Raw genomic sequence first — 19,090 nt, forward strand, 5'->3', positions numbered from 1 at the left:
CAAGTGTCTTACCTTATCGAAAATAGGTATTTTTCGAGACTTTTGGTAAGGCATTTAATCGAACGGTAGTTCAGAACAACCGTTCTCAATTTCATCCAAACTTACAAATCCATCAGGGTCCATTTCTGTGTCCATAACTATTTTGATATAACTTGCCTTAATTCCGAACACTCTTGTTTGATGCACAAACTTTCCCTGCGAGTTTTTTACCAATCTGCCCTTTGCCGCCCACTTTTTACTTACAGCTGCATAATCGAATCCATCTTTTTCCAAAAAATCGCAAAGAACATCTTTATTGATTACGGCTATAGGTGATTTTTCCGGATGGTTTTCATCGGCATCAATCCTGCCCCAGACCTCACCTTTATTGCTGCTGTCCATTCCACTCGGATCCTGAAATCGAATCGGATTTTTTGCAATCCAGTTTAGCACCGATTGATAGGATCGTTCTGCGACGTCTACTTCTTTTGCGCTTCGAAGATACATCTTAACGTCCTCAATGCTGAGGGCTGTTTCGTCTTCGAATATAATCTCTGTCAAAACTTTGTCTGCCAGTAAAATGCACGCCATCGCCATCGCCTGTTTCTCAGTCGTATCAAGCTCACACATTGCGTCAAAATACCTTTTGTATTCTTCGCGCAATGCCTTTGTCTCTGTGTTCTGAAGATGCTCAATCAGCATCTTTCCAGCGTGTCCATAATTTTCCGTCAAAACACTTACCGTGTGGTTTCCATCCTCGATAATCTTATCTTCCACCTCGATTTCGATTACCCTGTTCTTAGAGCCTGCACGACTATTCGATTTCGTAATTGGTTCTTCTCCGGTAAATAGATAACTGTTATGCCAGGTCTTTGTTTCCTCCACGCCTCCGGATGCTCGGCCACGCCCACGGTCAATTCCCTCTGTAATTTGATAGATTAACTGGTCGAAGTTCGTCAGCCACTTATCTTTCATAGTCTGCAGCTCGTCACCGGCATAAGGAATCGAGTACAGAAAAGCGGAAGTACGCATAATACCGACTTTTGTCGTATTCATGGTCTTTACCAGCCCGCCCATCTTGGGATTGCCCCATAGTGACATAGCTGCCATGATCGCTACCGTTTTTCCGGTTCCGGACTCGCCCGACCAGATGTGAAAAACAAAGGGAAGGGCATTGACCGGCTCAATTAGACAGGATGCAAAACTTGCGGCAAATGCAAGACGGACTATTTTATTTTTCCGAAGCTCGCCACAATGGTTTTTCCAGCTCTCAAAGCTTCCACCTTCCTTTACATTTTTATAAATAACATCAAAATCCTGTTCGCCATCATAGACAATGTCATTGGCATAGGGCATAAATTCCTTTCCGGACCACCCCAGTCGGTTAATTGATTTCTTCGGCTCTAATGTAGCAGGATTCATACCGATGCAGTCCGATATATACCGCACAAGGGATTTTGCGTTCTCGCTGGTAACTTCTACACCTATATCGCTTAAAACCTCTACTATAGCCTTATTATCAGCACAAACCTTACGATTCACTGTTACGCTCTGCCACTGTCCGTATTTAAAATAATCCAGCTTTACGCGTTCTTTTCCCGTATCCACATTTTTGTATATTTCTACAGGTAATATCGGATGAGTACAAGCACTTACGCATACCGGCATACCATGTGTGTCAAATTTCTGCATCGTTACGCCTATGTCATTTGCTCTCCACGGTCCGCACTCAAGAGACAGCGGCTGTCCGGTAAAATTTGTGGTGTTTCCTGTCTCTTTCATTTTTTGTGAATAGTCGGTGAAAAAGGCTTTCAAGATGGAATTGAATTCCTGTATCCGCTTCATTTGCCGGGCTTTTGCTTTTAGCGCCTCTATGTATTGCTGCCGTTCCACGCTTCCATCTATTTCGAAAATCTTATAAAAGATTTCATCCGGAAACTGCTGATCCGGTGCAATCTGGGTCATGCCATCCAGCAATTCGTCTTCCGATTTCTCCAATCTTTTTCACCGCCTTTCTGTCCTCGTAGTATTCTTCCGGGCACTCTATCAAGCACTCTATCCGGTATTCTACAATAGATAAATTCTGCATTGCCTCCACGAAATGCATATCCTGCGTATCTCTGGTCGCTTCACACAGCAAAATCCAGTATTTACGCAGGATTTTCATACTATCCCGCTGGAACTGGCTTATTTTTTTTTGCCTGCTCCTTCGCTTTTCCCACTCTCGCCGCTCCCGGTAAGTTGTCGGTTCTGTGGTAATCGGCAAAGAAAAATCTTCGATTAGTTTTCGGCAAGCATGCTCGTTATCTGTGTTGTAAAGCGCTGCAACAAAGGTGACGATATCTCCACCTTTTTGGCAGGCAAAGCAGTAAAATCCTTTGTTATCTGGGTAAATCCGCATGCTCGGATGTTTATCTTTGTGGAAAGGACAGGTGCACAGGTGCTGCCTGTCCTCTTTAAATCCATAAAAGCCCGCTACCTGCCGCATGGACAACATCTGCTTTACCTGTGTGTAATCCTCTTTACATAAAGGGAAGCTCTTCATCTATACCATCCGGGATGCTCATAAATCCATCTGCTGCAAGTGCCGGATCGGATGCCGGCTGTGAAGGCAGGCTGCGCTGACTATACTGGTTTAGCTCTTCTGCACTTAATAGCTTGTCTTCCGGTACCTTCGCGTCCTTTAAGCCGTCAAGACTGCGCACTTGAAAAATTTCAGTGACAAATCGCTTTTCTCCTTCTGAGGTCAGGAACTCCCTGCGCCCCATAACTGCACCAAACTTTTTTCCGACCAAAGATTTCTCGTTTCCCTCAAGGTTCCACGGAAATTGATAGTTGTTGGATTTTTCAATACTTGTGATCAGGCCTTTTAAAAAAGGAACACTGCTTCCATCCATAACCTGCTTGTGTACGCCCTTCCACTTTGCGTCGCTTCCAGATTTTTTAGCTGCCTCAAACTGCGCCTGATAAAAACCTTTATTTTCACCCTCTGCAATATCATAGAGGATTGCCAACTGAGGACGTCCGTTTTTTGTCTCTGTTTGTGATACCTGCTTCACAACGCACACATAACACCCAGCAGGCAATTGCATGGAATCTCCTGTGTAAGCCTGTGCCTGGTCGTATCCCTCCGGTTTCTTTATCATTGCTCTTTTTCCTCCTTGTTTTTAGAATTCTCAATCTCGTAATATTCTCTGATTTTGTTGTCTACATATAGCAGATCATTAGGTATCTCTATATCCTCGAACATATCCTCTGGCGACTTGCTTATAGCTCCACCGTCAGATTGAGTAATGAATTTATGCTCCGTCAGGTTGTTTACGCTTCGAAGCACAATCGTAAACATCCCTTCCAGGCAAATTTTTTCGTCCAGTAATTTCCCTATGGTTTTGGCTTTTACATTCCCGTAATCGTCTGCATCTTCGTGCATGATTATATAGATGATTCTGTCTGGTGGCATATCGTTTATGATAAACTGGATTAAATTCCAGAAATTATCCCCCAGGGTGTTGTACAGTCCAAATACATCATTTCCCTTGCCTTTTGTGCTGTGATTTTTCATGAAATAATTTGTAATCAGATACCCTGCGTCATCAATTACTATGGATTTTGCCGGGGCAGATTTTAGGGCTTTATACACGACTTGATAATCGTCCGTTATCCAGCCGTTTATTTTACCTTTAAATGGCAATGGCTTATTTAGTACACGTATCAGATTGAAATCTTTATTTATACAGTGCTTCATACTGGCAGATTTCCCACTTCCAGATTTTCCGATGATTAATACTGGTATAGCCATTATTTTTCCTCCAATCTCGAATAGTCGCCCTCAAAGTCAATTTCGGATATTACGTCCCGCACCTTAATGCTTAAGCCACGATATAATTTATGAGCACGCACGCCCAGGATGCAGTAATCCGTAGACCAATAGAATATCTCGCCACACTCTGTGCTAAATGGCCCTTGCGGGCTGCCCTCGCCATTTAGCGTATCAATCTCCGCATAGTCGATCAGATGTATGAATTGCTCGGAAATTACCCTTATATGATCCGTAGCGTCTGCCTGCTGCAGAAAGCGGAACGCATCGTATCTCTGATCGTCTAGTACAATCGGCGTTACGATATAGCGCCTGTCTGCTCTTCGCAGCTGTTCCTGGACATTCCAATATGCATTCCAGAGCAGCTCGTATTGATTGCCCTCTTTTCCGGCTTTAAATATATGGTTTTCGGTTGGCAGTTCTCCGGTCAGCTCCATGATGGCGCCCTTGACCTTGTTTGGGATAAAATTCCAATCAAACCAGGTGACAAAGGTTCCCCCTTCCACAAATAAACCTTCGCCTGTCATTCCAACGGTCAAATTTCCGTGATTAAACGCTGACTTCATCAGCTTCTTAAATGTTGGCATATGTAAAAACATATCTATTCCTCCTTGCTTTTCTCGATTGCATGCCGAACAAAATCCAGCACCAGTTCACATTCTTCAAAATTCGGCTTGTACAAATATTTTCCGTTTACGATCATTTCTGTTACCTTTGCCGCCGTTTGCACAATTTGATTCATGCGGTATGGCGTAATCTTTTCTTCTTCCATAATAATTACCGGATTCGAAGCGACTTGCCCCGGGGTTCCAGGTGTGCCCAATCTACTTCCTTTTCCTCCAACAATTCCCGAATGGCGTCCTTGTCCACAATTGGATCCTGCGGAATCAGGAACTTGCCGGGAATTTCCCCTAAATTCTCTGTAATCGCAAGGGGTTGCTTTCCTCCGTTGGTCGCAACACAAAAGCTAAACAGCAATGTCTTAAATTTTGTCTTGCCAATAAATTCAAGGTTTGCCTGCAGGTTACTCTTTAATCTCGCCGCCCGATTCTCAAGCGATTTTCTTCGGGTATTAAGTCTCACTTCTTCGGCCTTTAACATCTCTGCATCAGCGGTCAGCTGCTTGATCAGCTTTGCGTAATTGTCAGCCTTATCCTCAATTTCGCCCTCAATGGATTCCAGAGTATCAAAGATCAAATCCTCATCGGTTTCGCCGTCATAGAACATGTTTAAAATCTCTTCGTATTGGTCTGTTAATTCATAAATAGTACTCATTTTATCTATTCCTCCTTAAACAATCTGTCTGATAATATCCCGGATCATTGCAATCCCGGAATCTGCCGCCACATTCACTATTTTGTGTTCTCTTGTCGTAAATGTTGCACGCACTGTCTCTGACTGGGGGTTATATTCCAAACTTTCTAAGTCGTATAAAGCTCTGGTCAATTCTAGGGCTGTTACCAGCTGATCACATATTTTTTGCTTATCTTCCATGTTGACATTTCCTCCGTTTCTCCCCTATAATAGGGGTAACATATTATTTATTTGTTGTTGCTCTGAGAGTTGCCGCTCTCAGGGCTTTTTTCCTCGATTACTGCTAGCACCCCAAAATACAGCCCAAAGTACGTAAGCAGCATCCAAAAAAATACGTCTAGCACCTCCACGCCGGCATATAGCAGCGATACCATCAACAACAGTGCTGCGGCACCGGACAGGACTGTTGCCTTAAGGTATAGGATTATCTGCTTCATTGTTTTCACCATCTTCCCCCAATCTTCGATTAATTTCATCGAGAGAAATTTTCAAGAAGTCCGCAAGCTCCCTCTTGTTAATTTCATATCCGGTCAATTTCCGGCCTGACTCACTGGGTACTACTGCCCGGCCGAATGTCCAGATGTTTCGCTTAATTCTTTCCCTCACCATCTGGGGAGCACATTGCATCACTCTGGCCGTTTGATTAGCATTTAAAAGGTCTCTCAAACTCACACCTCCTTTTCTCCTGTCCAGACTATTGGACAGCTATTATGTTATTCTAAGAAATATTCGATTGACACGCCGAAGTAAGCAGCTATTTTTTGCAACTTATCTACCTTTGGAGTGCTGCGACCGTTTTTCCAATTTGAAAAAACGTTTTGTCCTATTTTTGTATCTTTTGAGACTTGATAGGTTGTCTTGTTGAATCTCTCCAATAATTCAACAAATTTTTCGTACATTTTTACACTTCCTTTCTTTATTAGTAATATTGATTTTGCTTTCACTATGTGATATACTTTCAATTATGAAACTACCAAATTTCTAATCGAAAGTATATCACAATCCGAAAGCGTGTTTTTACGCTTACTTTCGTTTGCGTAACTATATATTACATCAGCATTCGAAATTAGTCAAGCGTTATTACTCACTTTCTCGAAAGTATTTGTATCTTTGTGAAGGGAGTACAATAAATGTACGAAATATTTGAGCAACTTTTACAAAAACACGGAGTTAGTGCTTATCGTGTTGCGAAGGATGCTGGAGTTACACAAACAGCATTAAGTAACTGGAAAAGTGGGAGAAATACTCCTTCAATGATAACTTTGCAGAAAATAGCTGACTACTTTGGGGTTACTGTTGACTATTTAATGACTGGAAAAGAACCTGAAAGAAAAGAGCCGGCACTCACATCGAAGGATGAGCGGGATATTGCAAAAATGCTGCAAAACACGCTCGAAGAACTAGAGAATGACCAGGCTGCTCTTGCCTTCAGCGGTGAGCCATTAGATGAAGAAACTCGTGAATTACTTAAAATCAGTCTCGAGAACAGTTTGAGAATTGCTAAGATTAATGCAAAGAAAAAATTCACACCTAAAAAATACCGTAAGTGAGGTGATGCGGATTGACTATTGGGGAAGATGTCAGTTATCTGCAAAAGAAATATCATACAACCAATCCTTTTGATATGGCAGTAGCTATGGGAACAATTGTATTATTTGAAGATTTGGGAACCATTAACGGATATTACAATAAGTTTCTGCGAATTAAGCAGATTCACATAAATTACAATCTTGATTCCCACTGGAAAAGATTTACCTGCGCACATGAATTAGGGCACAGCATTTATCATCCAAACGCAAATACGCCCTTCCTGCGGAAACACACCATGTTGTCCGTAGACCGCTTAGAAGTTGAAGCCAATACCTTTGCAATGCATTTTTTGATACCAGAGGATGAACTGATTGAATGCAATTGCGATACGGTTGGGCAGATAGCACGGTATTTTGGGTATGCAGAAGAACTTATTAAATTGAGATTAAAGTAACTTAACTAATAAAGTACTACGAAAGAGAGGAAGGATTCATATGAGTTTTTTTGATATATTCCGTATTTCTACAATAAAGAAGGAAAATGAAAATTTAAAGAATCAAGTTGACGACCTTTCAAATAAATTAAATGAATTAGGGGCACTTGATTATTATAAAATTAAAGAAAAAACTGAATCCATGAACGCTGAATTTGAAAAGAAGATTGCAGCAATGGAGACGGAAATCAACACTAAAATAAGTGCCGGCGACGAAAAGATTAAAATTCAGCTTGAACAAGGAAATAAAGAGATTGCATCCAACAATGAAATCATATCAAAGCAACGAGACGAATTGGAAGAACTTGCAGATAAAACTCAGAAGCTTGCAAAACAGTTATCCACTCAAAACAAAAAACTTGCTCGTTCCAAAGAGCTTTATCAAAGCATTGAGTACGCCATGAACAACTTCTTTATCTCTGATGTTGAATACACAAATTGTAAGCTCTCAAAGGGCGATTATGCTGAACTCGACCTTGTATCCCCGTCAGTAATACTAAAATTACACTGTATGGATGTAAAGGATCTGAGAAAGGCCTATAGAGACAATGAAAAAAATATTAATCAAATTTTAGAACAATACTCCTCACGGTACACAACAAAGGCTAATAAATCCATATACAGCCTAATGGTTATTGCCTTGAGAGCAGAACTTCAGAATGTGCTTTTTAACCTAAAATATGAAAAGATTGATATTTCTATTGAAGAAATCAAAACAATTTCAGCAAAATATTTAAGCATTGCCGGACAAGGCAACCAGAGCATAGCCGGAACACTTACTAAATTTATTGGCGAGATTGAATACTTATTTATTAATGCCGTGAAAATTGAGTATAACTATTATATAAAGAAAGAAAAAGCTCGACAAGAGCAGCTTGCCATTCGAGAACAAATGCGACAAGAGGCAGAGGAGCGTAAGGCTTTGGAGATAGAAAAAAAGAAAATTGAGAAGGAAGAAACTAAATATCAGGCAGAAATATCAAAATTGCAAGAGGCTCTTAGCAGCAACACCAATAGCGACGATGTTAAAAAGTTAGAGGCACGTATATTGGAACTCCAAAATCAGCTGTCTGATGTTATACTGAAGAAGGAAGAAATTTCAAATCTTCAGAATGGAAAAGCAGGGAATGTATATATTATTAGTAATTTAGGTTCGTTTGGGGAAGATGTATTTAAAATTGGAATGACAAGACGGCTTGACCCACAAGATCGGGTAAACGAACTAGGTAGTGCCAGCGTACCGTTTAAGTTTGATGTACATAGCTTTATTTTTTCTGAAGACGCTGTTGGTCTAGAAAGCAAGTTACATGAGCTATTGAATAATAAGCGATTAAACAAAGTTAATCTTAGAAAAGAATTTTTCAGAACGTCTGTTGATGAGCTTGAGCAAATAGTAACAGAAATTGAGCCTACAGCCGAATTTAATAGAACGATGATTGCAGAAGAATTCAATCAGTCGCTTGCGGTGAATGAGGTTTATTCTAACGAATATTCTTTTGAGAATGAAGATGATGAAGATGAATAAAGCATGTTTAATCTTTCATCCGCAACAATGGTTTGATGGAAAATATGAAAACGATTATAATAATGTGAAGTAGAAAAACCGCCCGGTGCTACCAACACCGAACGGCTTAACATAGATACTACTATACAGGCGTAAGGCCAAGTACAGATCCTTTAGACAGGTATATTGTACCACAAGCCTCCCACACCTGTACAGGTGTATTTTTTACGCTTATTTTTAAGGAGGATGCTAATATGCCACGAAGAAAAAGGTACCCAAAACTCCCAAATGGATTCGGCTCGATTAAATATTTAGGCAAGGGAAGGCACTTTCCTTACGGGGTCTTTCCACCAGTTACGGAATTTAATGAGGATGGTAAAGCGATCTCCCCCAAGGCTCTCTGCTACGTCGACGACTGGATGAAAGGGTTTCGTGTATTGACAGCTTACAAGGCGGGCGATTATGTTCCAGGCTACGAATTACAGCTCGAAGATGGGAAGGATTTTTCCGGAAATGATCTCGCAGCAGAACTGATCAAAGAGGTTAGACGCATTGACAAATCAAACGCAGCTATACAACCAGAAAAAACTTTTGAAGAGGTGTACAACGATTTCTATGAATACAAGTATAAAACTGATAAATCTAAAATCTACTCCGACAGCACACGTAGAGCAACTGTATTCGGTTTTAAACATTTAAAGCCTCTGCATAAAAAAGAATTTCGGTCATTGAAATTTGCCGATCTGCAGTCTGCACTCACAGATTCAAAGCTTAGCCATTCCAGCCAGGAACAACTACTTTCGCTTTTGCATCAAATATACAACTATGCAGATTTGTTCGAACTCTGTGATAAGGATTATTCAGCACACCTGCAGATCATGATCCCTGACGATGACCGACACGGAGTTCCCTTCTCTGATTCAGATTTAGAGAAACTATGGAAACACAAGGATGACCCAACGATTGAAATGCTTATTATCATGTGCTATTCAGGTTTCCGGATTAATGAGTACCCGGGGCTTGAAATTAATGTAGAAATGGGATATTTCAAAGGTGGAATAAAGACGCGTGCCAGTAAAAATAGAGTCGTACCAATCCACTCCGGTATTTTACCGCTGGTAAAAAATAGATTAGAGCGTGATGGAAAAATAATCGGGGATACGCAAGCATTTCGAAAAGAAATGTATGCAGCATTAGAAAAATATGGAATTACACATCACAGACCACATGACTGCCGGCATACCTTCTCCATGCTCTTAGAGCGGTATAAGGTGCATGACAACGACCGGAAGCGTATGCTTGGACATTCGTTTAATGGTGACGTGACAAATGAGGTATATGGTCATAGAAGTCTTGAAGACCTTCGCGAAGAAATCGAGAAAATAAAGATTTGTTACTAACGTGTTACTAACCGTACCTGTTTTTGTGTCATTTTTAGTATTTTGTGTTCTTACTTAACCTCTCTTAAAGCCAGCATAAATACAGGGTTTTTTGAAGTTTTCCCCGTAAAATACACAATTTTCGAACATATGTTTTTGTACCCCCTTATTAATTATTTATACTCCCCTCGAAAGGCCCGGTAGCTCCCCTACCGGGCCTTTCTCTTGGGTTTTTTCTTAAGAATCTGTGAACTGCTTTAGATTTCTTTTATGGCATCTCCACAAATTGTTCAATTTTCTCTCACACTTTTCTCACATTTAGCCACTATAATAATCATCATCAAAGGCAGATGACCTTTTTATATAGATTTTCTTTTTTTCATACTTGGCCAGGATATTTTATCCTGGCCCTCCTTTTATCCTACTGATCCGCTCCTTCTTCGTTCTCTGTTTCTTCCACCTGACTGTACACTTCTGAAACAGTAACCACGATAGCATCCAGATCGGTAAGAACTTCCACATTCTTATTCGATGCAATAGCAAGATTCTTCACCAGTATCGAATCACCGGCTCTCAATCCGCTTACATCAATCTCAATCTTCTCCACCAGTGCATCCGGTGTCGCGCGGTAAGAAATCTCATTCAACTGTTTTTCCAAAACCCCGGTGCTCACCATATCCTGCCCCAGCAGAACAACCTCAGCAACAGAATTTACTTTTTCACCCTTCACCAGTGCCTGAAAATCAACTTCCATAAACTGGCGCTTCAGGGCATTGTAACTCACATCTTTAATCAGCGTGTCGATGGCCTGCCCGTCCAATTCCAGCGTTACCTTGCTTCCCTTGCCGTTCGCTTTCAGAAAACGTTCCGCATCTGCCGTGGCAATCTGAATGGGCATGGAGTCTTTTATCTCTTTACCAAACACATTCCCTGTAACAAATCCTTCCCGTCTAAGCTTCTTTGCTTTTGTTTTCATGTTTCTTTTTTCAGCCTTTAAAGTATTCATTTAACTTTTCCTCCAAAATAACTGATGGCTTAGGAGCCCCTTCTTCGTACAATATACGATACATTGGCTCGTTAAGTAGATTTTTTGTTACACTAATAGTATAACATTTCGACATCAGAAAGTTTTAACATATTTTGGGGTATTCATACGTATTTATTGTGTATTTTTATCAAATAATCCTATTTTCTTATCATTTGGTTAAATATCAGTGTTTTTTCCGAGAATTATTCAGGCCGAATCCGGGTATTCTAACTTTAAACTTTATTTAATAGGAGGCAAAGATGGAAAGTCTAATGTTTTGCAACCAATGTGAACAGACCGCAGGCGGAAAGGGCTGTACAAAAAGAGGTGTCTGCGGTAAATCTCCTGAAGTTGCCAATATGCAGGATCTACTTATTTACCAGTTGAAAGGAATCTCCATATATGCAGAAGGATATCTGCAAAAAGGAAAAGATGTGCCTAAGGAATATGTCTCTTTTATCGAGGATGCTCTTTTTCAGACCCTGACAAATGTCAACTTCGACGAAGAATGTCATATTGAGATGTTAAAAAAATCTCAGGAACTGAAAGATAAAATTCGGGATGAGCAGCCTCAGGTAAAAACAGACAGGGATGAAGCACTTTTTAAACTAAGACCTGGCAGAGATGAAATATTGGAGGACGCAAAGAAAGCGGGAATCCGGTATGACCAGACTTTGGATGAGGATATCCGTTCCCTTCGGGAAACCATAAAATTCGGACTGAAAGGAATTGCGGCATACTCTCATCAGGCAAGATTTATCGGCTATTGTGATGACGAGGTGGATAATTATTTCTGCCATGCTCTGGCAGCCACGACAGATGATTCACTGTCTCTGGACGACTTGGTGGCTTTGACGCTGGAAACCGGTGAAAAGGCAGTTAAAGTCATGGCCGTACTCGATAAGGCCAATAATGAACGTTTTGGATCACCTTCCCCTCGCCCCGTGAATCGTAAATTGAAAAAAGGCCCCTTTATTGTAGTCTCCGGTCATGATCTTCACGATTTGGAGATGCTTCTGGAACAGACAAAAGACAAGGGAATCAATATCTATACGCATGGTGAGATGCTGCCCTCGCATGGCTATGGGAAACTGAAATCCTATCCTCACCTCGCCGGCAATTTTGGAGGAGCCTGGCAGGATCAGCAAAAGCAATTTGCAAATCTTCCCGGGGCGATTCTCATGACAACCAACTGCCTGATGACTCCCAGAGAATCTTATAAGGACCGTATCTTTACAACCAATGTTGTAGGCTTTGAAGGTACGACACATGTTCCAAAGAATAAGGATGGCAAAAAGGATTTTACTCCTGTGATTGAAAAGGCCCTGGAGCTGGGAGGATTCAAAGAAGATGAAACTTCAGGGGAGGCCTCCATGTCCACATTGCCCGAATATAATGAAATTACCGTTGGCTTTGGGCATCATGCCGTACTTGATCATGCGGAAGCGATTATCAAGGCAGTGAAAAGCGGAAAAATTAAACGCTTTTTCCTGATTGGCGGGTGCGACGGAGCCAACACCGGGAGAAACTATTATACCGAATTTGCCCAATCCCTGCCTGATGACTGTGTGATATTGACACTGGCCTGTGGAAAATACCGCATCAATGATATGGAATTTGGAGACATTGACGGAATCCCGAGGCTCTTGGATGTCGGTCAGTGTAACGATGCATATTCTGCGGTTGTTATTGCCAAGGCACTGTCTGAAGCTTTCGGATGTGATATCAACGAACTGCCCCTTTCATTCATCCTCTCCTGGTATGAGCAAAAGGCCGTAGCCGTATTATTGGCACTATTATACCTGAATGTTCAAGACATCTATATTGGTCCTGTACTGCCCGCCTTCTTCAGTCCCAACGTACTGCAGTTAATTGTGGATAAATTCAAGCTGCATCATATTGCTACGGCGGAACAGGATCTTCAGAGCATAATGGCATCATAGCAGGACCTTTCCCAGACGGAAATCCGCATCTTCATGATTATAAAAAAGGAACTTTTCTTCCCTGCACAGCATATGGAATGAAAGGTTCCTTTCTCTTATTTTAATTTCATAATCTCATCATATAGTGCAGAGCTTTCTAATGTCATTGCATGGGAAACCGTCTTACTTTCAATCTCCCCCCTTTGGATACACTCCATCACTTCCTGTATTTCATATACAAATCCATTACTGGTCTTCTCATCAAGAAAGATATCCGGCTTCTCTCCGTCTGCATATAGGGTGCATGTATTGCCAAAGTGCGGATGAGGTATCACGATTCTTCCTTTGCTTCCATATATCACGGCCTGCTCCTGCTCAGCCATATCTGCTTCAAAAGTAGTGGTCAGCACACCCAGGCAGTCGTCAAACTTCAGCAGAACGGCCTCTGTTTTGTCCACACCATCCTCCGTAAACAATGCCTGGATTTGCGTACTCTGAACCGGTTGATTCACAAGCCAGGTCAGGATATCATAGCCATATACCAGGATATCATAACTTGCACCCCCGCCCAGCACCGGATTATAATACCGGCTTTTTCGATCCTTTTCCGCCTGAAAACCGATATCCAGTTTCACCAGTGTGACATCTCCTATTTTTCCATCCAGAATCCATTGTCTGGCCTGCTTCAGATTAGGCAGGAAAAGACTCCACATGCCTTCCATCACAAAGACACCCGATTCTCTGGAACGGCGAAACACGTTTTCTGCCTGATCTGCTGTCTGAAACATGGCCTTTTCACAGAGCACCGGAACCTTATAATCCAGACACAGCATAGCAAGATCATAATGAGCATTTGTAGTGACTGCAATATAGACAGCATCCGGTCTTTCCTCTGCCAGCATCTTTTCATAGTTATCATAGGGCTTCATATTCCCATACTTCTGTGCCATCCGGCTTGCCTTCTCCATATCTTTGCTGGCGATTGCTGAAACCTGGCAGCCATCTGTCAGAAGAACAGCTTCACAGAACTTATTCGATATAGTTCCGGCTCCCATCACGGCAAAACGAAATTTTTCCGCCATATTCCCTTCCTCTCAAAATTGAACCTTCAAGGTTTTGATTTCGTAGGGCTTGATGGTAAAATGAGCTGCCGCGCCAGACAGTTCCATATCTGTAGCCCCTTCTTCCATCATGTTACATTCCGCCACCGATACAGGGGCTTCCGCGAAGGTAAGCACTGCATCTGTCCTTCGGTTATAGCATTCGTAAAGCCTTACGATGACAGTATCCTCATCCTCTGCCTTTTTCACAGCTTCCACGATTACATTTTCCTGGTCACAGCTTAAGAAGGAATATTGTTTTGGAAGATTTCCTCCCTCATTTTTCTTAAAAACAGCCTGAAGTGGGTTGTTCAGCTGATAAGCAGCTTTGACTGTACCCGCATCTCTCCAGCCATTTTGGTGGGGGCAGATGGAATAAGTAAATTCATGATGTTCCTTATCTGCATCGGGATTCGGATAGATGGCCGACTTCAGCATAGAAAGGCCGATGACGCTGTCCTTTACACTACAGCCGTACTTACAATCATTAAGAACACTTACCCCATATCCATCCTCTGACACATCCATCCATTTATGCACGCAGACCTCAAACTTTGCAAAATCCCATGAAGTATTGGCATGTGTGGCTCGCTTCACATTCCCATACTGAATGTCGAAGGTGGCCTCGTCTGTATGAATATCCACCGGAAACCAGTCTTTCAGGAAAATCTGGTGCTCTTTCCAGTTCACTTCATTTTTAATATCAATGCGGGGAATCTCCCTGTAGATATAGATATCTTGCGCGATCACGGAATCCAGATATTTACGCTCAATTCTTACACAACCTCTTACAGGGCCATCTTCCACAACCTTCATAGAGGATACATCATCGACCTCCCAGGATTTTTCTGTATAGTAGTTGTTCACATCCCAGGCATCATAATTATGGGGGCGGTCTTCATAGCTCATAATCACATTGGCCGCCTGTCCCTCTTTTAAAAGCTGACGCTTTGCACGCTTGTCATAGATTGAGGAAAACTGGCCTTTGGAGTTAAATGCTACTTTAAAGAAATCATTTTCCATGACAGATGTAGAAATCTCCATTCCTGTATCTGTTGATGGTTTGGCCGGTTCCTCACACACGAGGTAGGTTTTATATCCCTTCCCCGGAACGCCTGAAGCCTTAAAAATCCATTGTCCTTCTGATGTTTCCTGGACAGGCTGCTTTACTTCACCATCATAGAGAGCGGGCTTCTCTATCCCCTCCGGCACTTCAAAACTCACAATTTCATCCGCCGGAGCACTATTGGGATTAAATACAATCAGTGCACGTCCTGGTGCAGCAACCGCATCTGCAATTGCACCAAGTTCTTCAGACATCATAGCTTTATTCTCTTTTAAGATTCCTTCGTATTCCTCCTTGGAATCCTCGTAAACCTCTTTGATAGAGGAGCCGGGCAGGATATCGTGGAACTGATTCCTTAATATGACTTCCCAGCCTTTTGAAAGCCGATCCGCAGGATAATCACGTCCTGTAAGCCGGTTCGCCATGATGCCGAAGCATTCCGCATTCTGATACGCAAACTCTGACCTGCGGTTATACTTCTTGTTGCGGGCCATAGAGGTATAAGTTCCCCTGTGATATTCCAGATAGAGCTCCCCTACCCAGGATGGAAGATATTTGTTGTCTTTTACATGACTTTCCAGCGTTTCAAAAAAGTCTTTTGCTGTGCTCATCACTGTTTTAGGGCATCCGGGTATTCCTTTTGCCAGACGGCGCTGGTTCTCAAGCTGGTCTTTGGTCGGACCTCCTCCTCCGTCACCGTAGCCGAAGCTGCAAAGTACCTCACTGTTGACATCCTTCTGGCTGTATCGTTTCCACGCTCCCTTAATCTGTGTGGGATTAATATATCCATTATAGGTCGTAAAGTGCTCGGTCTCCGTTCCACCTTCCACAGCCGCCTTATTGTAGTCTCTGGTAGGGATGAAATGAGTGAGTACGCGGCTTCCGTCAATCCCCTCCCATTCGAAGGTATCATAAGGCATCTTGTTAAACTCATTCCAGCTTATCTTTGTTGTCATAAAGTAAGGCAGGCCACACTTTTGCATAATCTGGGGAAGAGCGGCAGAATATCCAAATACATCGGGCAGCCAGAGAATCGAATTATCCTTTCCGAATTCTTTTTTGAAAAAACGCTTTCCATACAGGAACTGGCGCACCAGTGCCTCCCCCGATGCTATATTGCAGTCCGCTTCCACGAACATACCGCCTTCCGGTTCCCAGCGGCCTTCCCTGATACGCTCTTTCATCTCCGCATAGACCTCAGGAGCATTCTTCTTCACATACTTGTATAACTGGGGTTGACTGGACATGAATATATATTCCGGATATTCCCGCATCATCTCCAACACCGTCGAAAAGCTTCGTACCGCTTTATCCTCAGTCACCTTAAGCGTCCACAGCCATGCACAGTCTATGTGTGTATGACCCACACAATAGACCTCCGCCTCACTTTCACCGCAGTGCTTCTCATAAAATTCTTCTGTGATATAAGCCTGCGCCTTGTTTAGACTCTCATAATAAGCCTGGGATGACTCCTTCCTCATATCCAGCAGGTTCAATGACTCATTTAATGCCTTTATAATCGTAAGATAAGCAGTATCATCCTCCGGCAGCAGCCTTGCTACCTGATAAGGTACCGATAAATCATAAAAATACTTTTCTGTCTTTCGATCTAATACCTTCAGACTGGAATCCATTTTCAGGCTGAAATTCTGATCCCCGGTAAATGCAGAAAGTACAATGCGGAAGGTTTCGCCTCCCTTTGCCTTTTCGCTTAAAATCACCTCCCGGTGATTGACATCCAGCCCCTGTTTTCTCTTTCCGTTGATATAGATGGTAAACTGAGGATTGGTGGCATCCCAATCACCCTCCCGGCCTGTTGTCAGTTCATAAACCACACATCTTCCTGCCCATTCTTCAGGTACTGTAACTACCGTTTCAAACCAGTAATATTCCCGATGCCCGCCCCAGATCTGCTTTCTGGTCAGCGTCTCCCATTCTGAAGTATCCAGATGCTCCACATCCGAAAACTTTTCCTGTGTCCGCAGCATCTGATAAGCCCCTATCGGCATCCGTTCCGGATAAATCTGTTCCTGCAGATATTCCAGAAGTTTTCCAATTCGTTCTTTGATCAGAACCATATTTCCTCCTTTTTCCGGCATAATAAGGTATGTCCGGTGTATGAAATGATAGGAATAGAGGGCCAAAAGTTTCTCCTTCCGGATATGTAACACATCCGGCAATTAAGAGCCTTTGTCCCTCTCTATTCATTATAAAGCATCTCTGCAGAATATCAACCCTTTGCTGCTCCTGCCATCGTAAATCCTTTGGACATGTAACTTTGTGAAAAGATATACAAAAGGATGGAGGGCAGTGCATAAATCAGCGAATATGCTGCCAGTGGCCCATAAGCGATAGCGCCATGCTGACCAAAATACTGATACAAGACCACGGACGCCGGCATCTTATCCGCTGCACTTAGAAGTATATACGGAATAAAGAAGTTTCCCCAGCTGCCTGAGAATGTATAGATAAACACAACACATATGCCCGGAAACATCAGGGGAGACACAATCCTTAATATAGATTGCATGGTGGTTGCACCGTCTACCCGTGCCGCCTCTTCCAGCTCAATCGGTATTCCGTCCATAAAGTTTTTCATTAACCATATACCATAAGGAAGTGAAGAAGCCGAAAGATAAAGGATCACCCCGGGTATGCTGTTGAGCATACCCAGATTCAGAAACATCTTATAGACCGGGACAATCACCGCAATCATCGGTAAGGCGGTCATGAACAATATGATATACATAAAAACCTTCTTATAACTGAGCCTGTATCTGGACAGCGGATACGCTGCCAGACCTGCCACTACCACAACAATTGTGGCCTGAACCAGGGAAATCACTAATCCCACGCCAAAAGCTTTCAGGTTCTTCGCATCACGCATGACGCTGATAAAATTACTGACCGTCCATTTCGTCGGCAGTTTCAATGCCTGATTTGCATTTGTGTCAAAGGAAGCCAGCACCAGCCATACCAGAGGCAGGATAAAACAAATCGCAATAATGGTCAAAATCGTATAATGCACAGCCTTTGTTGTTTTTTCGCTCATTTTACCTCCCCCTTAATCCTCAGTTTTCAAGACTTTGGTGTAAATCACGCTGCATACCGCACCTACCAGCAGGAGAACCATACCGATGGCTGTTCCCTGCCCTAACTGGAAGTTCTTCAGACCCTGATTGTACATATAAATCGGAAGTGTTGTTGTAGCCGTGCCCGGACCTCCGCCTGTCATCGCCCAAATCAGTCCGAATACTCCAAGGGTTGACAAAGTGTTCAACATCGTATTCGTAGCAATCGTGTCCTTAATGCAAGGGACGATGATACGTACAAGTGTCTGTATACGGTTGGCTCCGTCCACACGTGCAGCTTCTTCGATATCTCCGGAAACGTTATCCAAAGCAGACTGGAAGTTGAGCATGGAAAATGCCGTTCCGTGCCATACATTGGCTATGATGACTGAAAGCATCGGATGCGCGTAGAGCCATTTGACAGGAGGCAGATGAATTGCCTGTAAGATCGTGTTCATGGTTCCATTCGTATCAAAGAATGCCAGGGAGCAAAGAGCTACCACCACCTCAGGCATCACCCAGCCCGCCAGTATGCAGGGTCCTACAACACTTCGGAAGCCTTTGGCCTTATGCTTCATAAAATAAGCAATCAGGAATCCCAGGACGGTTTGCCCCAGAAGGCTTCCGACCAGAAACTGAAACGTATTCCAGATACTTTTAAGCATATTTTTATCAGCCAACATCTTCGTATAATTACGCAAACCAACAAACTGAAAATTCTTTGCATTGGCTCCTGTCAGAGCCATATTCGTAAATGAATAGTATACGGTCAGTATAATGGGAATGATAAAAAAGGCGATCAGCAGGATCAGCGCCGGAAGCAGCAGAACAGATTTCTTTGCTTCCTCTTTTATAGTCATCGCTCTACCAGGCTTTGTCATATTCTTC

At 42.6% G+C, this 19,090-nt stretch carries 21 protein-coding genes; 5 read left to right on the forward strand and 16 right to left on the reverse strand.

All coding sequences use genetic code 11. From position 1 onward, the window contains the following. Nucleotides 1-54: 54 nt before the first annotated feature. From KNL20_RS12165 to KNL20_RS12215, 11 genes are read right to left on the reverse strand one after another with little or no spacing between them, the layout of a single operon-like run. Nucleotides 55-1,977, reverse strand: a complete 1,923-nt coding sequence (locus KNL20_RS12165; RefSeq protein ID WP_230398003.1) for a DUF927 domain-containing protein — start codon at nucleotides 1,975-1,977, stop codon at nucleotides 55-57. Beyond that, complete coding sequence (locus tag KNL20_RS12170; protein WP_230398004.1) at nucleotides 1,907-2,524, reverse strand: CHC2 zinc finger domain-containing protein; 618 nt, start codon at nucleotides 2,522-2,524, stop codon at nucleotides 1,907-1,909. Before KNL20_RS12170 ends, KNL20_RS12165 begins: the two co-directional genes overlap by 71 nt. Continuing rightward, a complete protein-coding gene (locus KNL20_RS12175) occupies nucleotides 2,502-3,125 on the reverse strand; it encodes a hypothetical protein (RefSeq protein ID WP_230398005.1) in 624 nt (207 codons plus the stop codon). The genes KNL20_RS12170 and KNL20_RS12175 overlap by 23 nt, the downstream gene beginning before the upstream one ends. Continuing rightward, nucleotides 3,122-3,778: an AAA family ATPase gene (locus KNL20_RS12180; RefSeq protein WP_230398006.1), complete on the reverse strand. Its 657-nt coding sequence runs from the start codon at nucleotides 3,776-3,778 to the stop codon at nucleotides 3,122-3,124. The genes KNL20_RS12175 and KNL20_RS12180 overlap by 4 nt, the downstream gene beginning before the upstream one ends. Continuing rightward, nucleotides 3,778-4,395 (reverse strand): hypothetical protein, encoded by a 618-nt coding sequence (locus tag KNL20_RS12185; RefSeq protein WP_230398007.1) that lies wholly within the window; start codon nucleotides 4,393-4,395, stop codon nucleotides 3,778-3,780. Before KNL20_RS12185 ends, KNL20_RS12180 begins: the two co-directional genes overlap by 1 nt. 2 nt (nucleotides 4,396-4,397) lie before the next feature. Further along, complete coding sequence (locus tag KNL20_RS12190; RefSeq protein WP_230398008.1) at nucleotides 4,398-4,568, reverse strand: hypothetical protein; 171 nt, start codon at nucleotides 4,566-4,568, stop codon at nucleotides 4,398-4,400. A 5-nt stretch (nucleotides 4,569-4,573) separates the two neighbouring features. Next, complete coding sequence (locus KNL20_RS12195; RefSeq protein WP_230398009.1) at nucleotides 4,574-5,071, reverse strand: siphovirus Gp157 family protein; 498 nt, start codon at nucleotides 5,069-5,071, stop codon at nucleotides 4,574-4,576. A gap of 15 nt (nucleotides 5,072-5,086) precedes the next feature. Beyond that, entirely contained in the window at nucleotides 5,087-5,290 is a 204-nt protein-coding gene (locus tag KNL20_RS12200) for a hypothetical protein (RefSeq protein ID WP_230398010.1), read from the reverse strand. A gap of 47 nt (nucleotides 5,291-5,337) precedes the next feature. Continuing rightward, nucleotides 5,338-5,547 (reverse strand): hypothetical protein, encoded by a 210-nt coding sequence (locus tag KNL20_RS12205; RefSeq protein ID WP_230398011.1) that lies wholly within the window; start codon nucleotides 5,545-5,547, stop codon nucleotides 5,338-5,340. Further along, a complete protein-coding gene (locus tag KNL20_RS12210; RefSeq protein WP_230398012.1) occupies nucleotides 5,522-5,776 on the reverse strand; it encodes a hypothetical protein in 255 nt (84 codons plus the stop codon). The genes KNL20_RS12205 and KNL20_RS12210 overlap by 26 nt, the downstream gene beginning before the upstream one ends. A 47-nt stretch (nucleotides 5,777-5,823) precedes the next feature. Beyond that, nucleotides 5,824-6,009, reverse strand: a complete 186-nt coding sequence (locus KNL20_RS12215; protein ID WP_230398013.1) for a helix-turn-helix domain-containing protein — start codon at nucleotides 6,007-6,009, stop codon at nucleotides 5,824-5,826. A 231-nt stretch (nucleotides 6,010-6,240) separates the two neighbouring features. Between KNL20_RS12215 and KNL20_RS12220 the strand changes: the two genes are divergently transcribed. The 4 genes from KNL20_RS12220 (at nucleotide 6,241) to KNL20_RS12235 (ending at nucleotide 10,037) form a co-directional block, all read left to right on the forward strand. Next, the gene (locus tag KNL20_RS12220; protein ID WP_230398014.1) at nucleotides 6,241-6,660 is read left to right on the forward strand and encodes a helix-turn-helix domain-containing protein; all 420 of its coding nucleotides are present in this window, start codon (nucleotides 6,241-6,243) and stop codon (nucleotides 6,658-6,660) included. 11 nt (nucleotides 6,661-6,671) lie between these two features. Beyond that, nucleotides 6,672-7,094: an ImmA/IrrE family metallo-endopeptidase gene (locus tag KNL20_RS12225; protein WP_230398015.1), complete on the forward strand. Its 423-nt coding sequence runs from the start codon at nucleotides 6,672-6,674 to the stop codon at nucleotides 7,092-7,094. Nucleotides 7,095-7,134: 40 nt separating this feature from the next. Continuing rightward, the gene (locus tag KNL20_RS12230) at nucleotides 7,135-8,658 is read left to right on the forward strand and encodes a GIY-YIG nuclease family protein (RefSeq protein WP_230398016.1); all 1,524 of its coding nucleotides are present in this window, start codon (nucleotides 7,135-7,137) and stop codon (nucleotides 8,656-8,658) included. Nucleotides 8,659-8,891: 233 nt separating this feature from the next. Then, nucleotides 8,892-10,037 carry a tyrosine-type recombinase/integrase gene (locus KNL20_RS12235; RefSeq protein ID WP_230398017.1) on the forward strand — a complete coding sequence of 382 codons (1,146 nt, stop codon included), beginning with the start codon at nucleotides 8,892-8,894 and terminating at the stop codon, nucleotides 10,035-10,037. Nucleotides 10,038-10,437: 400 nt separating this feature from the next. Here KNL20_RS12235 and KNL20_RS12240 read toward each other — a convergent pair whose 3' ends face one another. After that, a complete protein-coding gene (locus tag KNL20_RS12240; protein ID WP_230398018.1) occupies nucleotides 10,438-11,022 on the reverse strand; it encodes a 50S ribosomal protein L25 in 585 nt (194 codons plus the stop codon). Nucleotides 11,023-11,303: 281 nt separating this feature from the next. Between KNL20_RS12240 and hcp the strand changes: the two genes are divergently transcribed. Continuing rightward, complete coding sequence (gene hcp, locus KNL20_RS12245) at nucleotides 11,304-12,986, forward strand: hydroxylamine reductase (protein WP_230398019.1); 1,683 nt, start codon at nucleotides 11,304-11,306, stop codon at nucleotides 12,984-12,986. 95 nt (nucleotides 12,987-13,081) lie between these two features. Here the strand turns inward: hcp and KNL20_RS12250 are convergent, their stop codons facing one another. The 4 genes from KNL20_RS12250 to KNL20_RS12265 all read right to left on the reverse strand — a co-directional run bounded on the left by KNL20_RS12250 (nucleotide 13,082) and on the right by KNL20_RS12265 (nucleotide 19,083). Further along, a complete protein-coding gene (locus KNL20_RS12250) occupies nucleotides 13,082-14,047 on the reverse strand; it encodes a Gfo/Idh/MocA family protein (RefSeq protein ID WP_230398020.1) in 966 nt (321 codons plus the stop codon). Nucleotides 14,048-14,059: 12 nt separating this feature from the next. After that, nucleotides 14,060-17,209 (reverse strand): alpha-mannosidase, encoded by a 3,150-nt coding sequence (locus KNL20_RS12255; RefSeq protein WP_230398021.1) that lies wholly within the window; start codon nucleotides 17,207-17,209, stop codon nucleotides 14,060-14,062. Nucleotides 17,210-17,361: 152 nt separating this feature from the next. Beyond that, entirely contained in the window at nucleotides 17,362-18,183 is an 822-nt protein-coding gene (locus tag KNL20_RS12260; RefSeq protein ID WP_230398022.1) for a carbohydrate ABC transporter permease, read from the reverse strand. Between the two features lie 12 nt (nucleotides 18,184-18,195). Further along, nucleotides 18,196-19,083: a carbohydrate ABC transporter permease gene (locus KNL20_RS12265; protein ID WP_230398023.1), complete on the reverse strand. Its 888-nt coding sequence runs from the start codon at nucleotides 19,081-19,083 to the stop codon at nucleotides 18,196-18,198. Nucleotides 19,084-19,090 lie beyond the last annotated feature (7 nt).

Origin of the sequence: Novisyntrophococcus fermenticellae, from assembly GCF_018866245.1 — a bacterium.
In the GTDB taxonomy this organism is placed as follows: domain Bacteria; phylum Bacillota; class Clostridia; order Lachnospirales; family Lachnospiraceae; genus Novisyntrophococcus; species Novisyntrophococcus fermenticellae.

Coding starts and splice junctions, on each gene's coding strand:
- KNL20_RS12170 (WP_230398004.1), bottom strand. CDS start 2,524: ATGAAGAGCTTCCCTTTATGTAAAGAGGATTACACACAGGTAAAGCAG.
- KNL20_RS12175 (WP_230398005.1), bottom strand. CDS start 3,125: ATGATAAAGAAACCGGAGGGATACGACCAGGCACAGGCTTACACAGGA.
- KNL20_RS12180 (WP_230398006.1), bottom strand. CDS start 3,778: ATGGCTATACCAGTATTAATCATCGGAAAATCTGGAAGTGGGAAATCT.
- KNL20_RS12185 (WP_230398007.1), bottom strand. CDS start 4,395: ATGTTTTTACATATGCCAACATTTAAGAAGCTGATGAAGTCAGCGTTT.
- KNL20_RS12190 (WP_230398008.1), bottom strand. CDS start 4,568: ATGGAAGAAGAAAAGATTACGCCATACCGCATGAATCAAATTGTGCAA.
- KNL20_RS12195 (WP_230398009.1), bottom strand. CDS start 5,071: ATGAGTACTATTTATGAATTAACAGACCAATACGAAGAGATTTTAAAC.
- KNL20_RS12200 (WP_230398010.1), bottom strand. CDS start 5,290: ATGGAAGATAAGCAAAAAATATGTGATCAGCTGGTAACAGCCCTAGAA.
- KNL20_RS12205 (WP_230398011.1), bottom strand. CDS start 5,547: ATGAAGCAGATAATCCTATACCTTAAGGCAACAGTCCTGTCCGGTGCC.
- KNL20_RS12215 (WP_230398013.1), bottom strand. CDS start 6,009: ATGTACGAAAAATTTGTTGAATTATTGGAGAGATTCAACAAGACAACC.
- KNL20_RS12220 (WP_230398014.1), top strand. CDS start 6,241: ATGTACGAAATATTTGAGCAACTTTTACAAAAACACGGAGTTAGTGCT.
- KNL20_RS12230 (WP_230398016.1), top strand. CDS start 7,135: ATGAGTTTTTTTGATATATTCCGTATTTCTACAATAAAGAAGGAAAAT.
- KNL20_RS12235 (WP_230398017.1), top strand. CDS start 8,892: ATGCCACGAAGAAAAAGGTACCCAAAACTCCCAAATGGATTCGGCTCG.
- KNL20_RS12240 (WP_230398018.1), bottom strand. CDS start 11,022: ATGAATACTTTAAAGGCTGAAAAAAGAAACATGAAAACAAAAGCAAAG.
- hcp (WP_230398019.1), top strand. CDS start 11,304: ATGGAAAGTCTAATGTTTTGCAACCAATGTGAACAGACCGCAGGCGGA.
- KNL20_RS12250 (WP_230398020.1), bottom strand. CDS start 14,047: ATGGCGGAAAAATTTCGTTTTGCCGTGATGGGAGCCGGAACTATATCG.
- KNL20_RS12255 (WP_230398021.1), bottom strand. CDS start 17,209: ATGGTTCTGATCAAAGAACGAATTGGAAAACTTCTGGAATATCTGCAG.
- KNL20_RS12260 (WP_230398022.1), bottom strand. CDS start 18,183: ATGAGCGAAAAAACAACAAAGGCTGTGCATTATACGATTTTGACCATT.
- KNL20_RS12265 (WP_230398023.1), bottom strand. CDS start 19,083: ATGACAAAGCCTGGTAGAGCGATGACTATAAAAGAGGAAGCAAAGAAA.